This is a genomic window from Kitasatospora sp. NPDC093558 (genome assembly GCF_040683475.1).
Lineage (GTDB): Bacteria > Actinomycetota > Actinomycetes > Streptomycetales > Streptomycetaceae > Kitasatospora.
Genome location: NZ_JBFBDY010000600.1, coordinates 1 through 3,778, shown reverse-complemented (window position 1 = coordinate 3,778; position 3,778 = coordinate 1). Strand labels below are relative to the sequence as shown.

The 3,778-nt window shown below is 75.8% G+C and carries 4 protein-coding genes; 2 read left to right on the top strand and 2 right to left on the bottom strand.

From position 1 onward, the window contains the following. Both AB0O00_RS32265 and AB0O00_RS32260 read right to left on the bottom strand, forming a co-directional pair. Positions 1-830: DUF6183 family protein (locus AB0O00_RS32265; protein WP_363657831.1), on the bottom strand; the 830-nt coding region annotated here is incomplete at its 3' end. Positions 831-982: 152 nt separating this feature from the next. Continuing rightward, a complete protein-coding gene (locus tag AB0O00_RS32260; protein ID WP_363657829.1) occupies positions 983-2,470 on the bottom strand; it encodes an FAD-dependent monooxygenase in 1,488 nt (495 codons plus the stop codon). A gap of 58 nt (positions 2,471-2,528) precedes the next feature. On the opposite strand from AB0O00_RS32260, the gene AB0O00_RS32255 reads away from it, so the two are divergent. Both AB0O00_RS32255 and AB0O00_RS32250 read left to right on the top strand, forming a co-directional pair. Further along, on the top strand, positions 2,529-3,170 hold the full coding sequence (locus tag AB0O00_RS32255) for a TetR/AcrR family transcriptional regulator C-terminal domain-containing protein (protein ID WP_363657827.1): 642 nt from the start codon (positions 2,529-2,531) through the stop codon (positions 3,168-3,170). A gap of 1 nt (position 3,171) precedes the next feature. Then, positions 3,172-3,588, top strand: coding sequence for a hypothetical protein (locus AB0O00_RS32250; protein ID WP_363657825.1), 417 nt, complete (start codon positions 3,172-3,174; stop codon positions 3,586-3,588). Positions 3,589-3,778: the final 190 nt, after the last annotated feature.

Below are 3,778 nucleotides of genomic sequence, written 5' to 3'. Positions count from 1 at the left end.
GTCGCTACGACGGTGAGGCTGTCGGGGGAGGACAGGCCCGCGAGGCAGTCCAGCGGCAGGGAGGCCAGCATCGGGTGGACGGCCCCGGGATCGACGGGGGCCTCGGTGACGTGGATCCCGGCCTCGACCCGGCCGTTGTGGCGCCGGGACCAGCGGTCGACGGCGGCCGTCAGGGCGAAGTCGAGGTCGTTGGCCCGCACGGCCGGGACGGGCGCCGGGCCGCTCGGCAGGTGGGGCCCTTCCGACAGGCCGTACGCGACGCCGTGCGCCGAGCTGCCCTGCCAGAGGCGGGGCAGCTGCGGGGTGCCCTCCAGCGGGGAAAGCGTCCAGGGCAGCCAGGCGAGCGGGTGGCTCCGCCAGAACGGCGAGTCGGCCGCCCAGGCAGCGGCCTCCGGCGGGGGCGCGGCGCGGCGGAGCACCAACTCGTGGACGAGGCAGGCCCGCAGCTCGTCGGGGGTGTTCGCGTACGCGACCTCGCCCGGCGTGAAGACCTGGGCGAGGTCGCGCGGGGACTGGTTGGCGGCCAGCGCGGCGGCGGCCCTGCGCTCGGGCCGGCGGCCCTCCGACCGGGTGGCGAAGCCCAGCCGCAGTGCGTGCGCGATGGCGTCGCGCCGGTGGGTGGTGGCGAGGTTCCACAGCAGCAGGGAGAAGAGGTAGTGGTGCTCGGAGCCGTTCTCGCCCGCGCCGTAGCGTGCGTGGAGCGCGGCGCCGAACTCCGCGACGAAGTCCGCGTCGCCCCGCCGGAGGTGCTCGTCGAGGAGGTCGAGGACGTCCCCGATGAGTTCCTGGCCGGCGAGGCCGTCGACCAGCTGTTCGATGGTGTGTGGCACGCGGGCGAGCGTACCGGTCGGGTGGGGGTGGTCGGGTGGGGGCCTGGCTCGGGTTGTTGGCGGCGCGGGTGGCGGCTTCGGCTGGGTGGGCCGGGTGCCGTTCCGCGGGTGGCTGTGGCGCGCGGGCGGGCGTATCGGTCCGGTGGAGATGGTCAGGTGGGGGCCCGGCCCGGGCTGTTGGCGGCGCGCGTCGCGGCTTCGGCCAGGCTCCCCGGGTGCCGTTCCTCGGTCAGCCAGGCGAAGTGCCCGTCGGGCCGGACGAGGGCGGCGGTGACGCCGTGCCAGGCGAGCGGCGCGCTGTGGATGGTGGTGTCCGGGGAGAGGGCGGCCAGGTCGGCGCCGGCCCGGCCGGTGAGGTCGAGCAGGACGGGGCGGCCCGGGCGCAGCAGCGTGAAGAGGCCGGGGCCGCCGTCCGGTCGTAGGTCGGGGGCCCGGGAGCCGGTGAGCGGGTGGGCGTCGCCGCCGGGGGCGGGCGGGTAGGCGACGGCGAGGCCGGCGGCGCGGGCGGCCAGTGCGTCGGAGAACTCATCGACGCCGCCGATGAGTTCGGCGAGCAGGCCGCGCAGGGCGAGGGTCTCGGGCGAATGGTCGGTCATCAGTCCGGCCTGGGCGCGGGTGGAGCGCAGGAGTTCGGCGCCGACGGGGTGGCGTTCGGCGTGGTAGCCGTCCAGGAGTTCGGCCGGGGCGGTGCCGGTGGCGACGCGGGCGAGCCGCCAGCCGAGGTTGGCCGCGTCCTGGATCCCGACGTTGAGGCCGGGGCCGCCCGCGGGGAAGTGCGAGTGCGCGGCGTCGCCGGCGACCAGCACCCGGCCGAGGCGGTAACGGTCCGCTTGGCGGGCGGAGTTGCCGAAGGTGGAGACCGGGCCGGCCGCGCGCATCCCGTAGTCCGTCCCGGCGATCGCGCCGACCTTGGCGCGGATCTGCTCGAAGGTCAGGGGGCCGGGCCTGCTGTGGACGGTGGCCGCGTCGTTGCCGACCACCCGGTGCACGCCGCCGGGCAGCGGGAAGACCATCAGGGTGCCGCGCTCGTTGGTGACGGAGGGCCGGTGCGGCGGCGCGTCGAGGTGGGTGTCCGCCATCCAGGCCCATGCGGTGGCGGGGGTGCCGGGGAAGCCGATGCCCGCCGCCTCGCGGACGGTGCTGCGGGTGCCGTCGCAGCCGACCACGTAGCCGGTGCGGAGCCGGTAGGGGCCGTCCGGGCCGTGGACGTGCACGGTGACGCCCTCGGCGTCCTGCTCCAGGCCGGTGACGCGGTGTCCGCGCAGCAGCCGGGCGCCGGTCGTGCGGAGGTGTTCCGCGAGCAGGTGCTCGGTGCGGGCCTGGGGGAGCGCGAGGGTGAACGGGAACGGCGTGTCGAGGCGGCCGAAGGCCAGTCGGGACGGCAGCGCGGCGAAGTGCCCGCCGGGGATCCGCACGCCCTCGGCGAGGAACGGCTCGACGAGGCCGCGGCTGTCGAGGAGTTCGAGCGTGCGTGGGTGGAGGGAGGTGGCGCGGGAGTGCGGGTCGGGCTCGGTGCGGCTCTCCAGGACGGTCACCTCGGTGCCCTGGAGCCGGAGTTCGGCGGCGAGCCAGAGTCCGACGGGGCCGCCGCCGGCGATGACGACCTGCGGGGGTGCGGACGGGTGCTGCTGGTGGTCCATGCGCGGTTCCTAGCTTCTTGGTCGGTGACCAATGACGGGCTTTCAGTAGACTAGGTCAGTGACCAAGAAGCAAGCCCCGGACTCCGCCCGCACCCGGCTCGACCCGGACACCGTCGTGCGCGCCGCACTCGACCTCCTCGACGAGAAGGGCGCCGGCGCCGTCTCCGTCCGCGGCGTCGCCGACCGCCTGGGCGTCCGCATGAACACCGTGCTCTGGCACGCCAAGACCAAGGCCCGTCTGCTCGAACTCATGGCGGACGCGATCGTCGGCGGCGTCCGCCTCGCCGACCTCCCCGACCCCTGGGACGAGCGCGTACGCGAACTCGCCCGCCGCTACCGCCGCGGCCTGCTCGCCCACCGCGACGGGGCGCTCATCGTCGCCGGCACCTACGCCGCCGAACCGGCCACGCTGCACCACGCCGACGCGACGGTCGCCGCCCTGCTCGACGGCGGTCTCGACGAGCGCCGCGCGGCCTGGGCGTTCTGGACGATCCAGTACCTGACCCTCGGCCTGACCCAGGAACAGCAGGCCCTCGCCGCCCAGGCCGGCGAACACTCGCTGGCCGGGGCCCTGGCGCCGGGCGGCTACCCCGCGCTGAGCCGGGTCGCGGCGCACCTGGAGGACGGTGACTTCGACGAGCGCTTCGAGTTCGGCCTGGACCGGATCCTCGGGGTCGGCCTCGGCGACGCGGGGCGCTGACGTGCGCATCGAGATCGTGGACGTACTGGACGGCGGCCGGGTCGTCTTCCGGAGCGACCTCGGCCGGGCTCAGGCCGTGTGGGCCGGACCGCCGACGGCCGCTCCTGGCCAACTCTTCGACGCCGAGCTGGACGTGGAGGAGCCGGTCCTCGCCTGGGCGAAGGCGGCCGGGCCGGCTGCGATCGTGGAGGCCCCGGCGGGCGGGGTCGTGCTCACCGGGACAGTGCTCGCGGCTGGCGACGCGGACGATCCCGTCGTCGACCTCGCGGTCGGCGGCGACATCGTCATGCTGGAGCGGCCGGTGGACGGTGAGACGGACGACCGGGCGGACGGTTGGGTGGACGGCTGGGACGCGGCGCCCGGCGACGTCGTGGCGGTGCGGGTCGCTTCGCTCCGGCTGTACCCGTACGAGCTGTAGGGCGTTGCCTTTCGGATCAGGCCGGCGGCCGGCCCGTCGGTACGATGACCCGGCAGCCGACAGAAGGAGTGCGCGTGGCGACGTGGGACGGGGTTGCGGACCGGGACGCCTACAAGGAGTCGTTCCTCGCGGAGCGCGACCAGCTGGCCGACGCCGCCCACCGCGGCGACTGGCCGGCCGTGTTCGCCGC

Coding starts and splice junctions, on each gene's coding strand:
- AB0O00_RS32260 (WP_363657829.1), bottom strand. CDS start 2,470: ATGGACCACCAGCAGCACCCGTCCGCACCCCCGCAGGTCGTCATCGCC.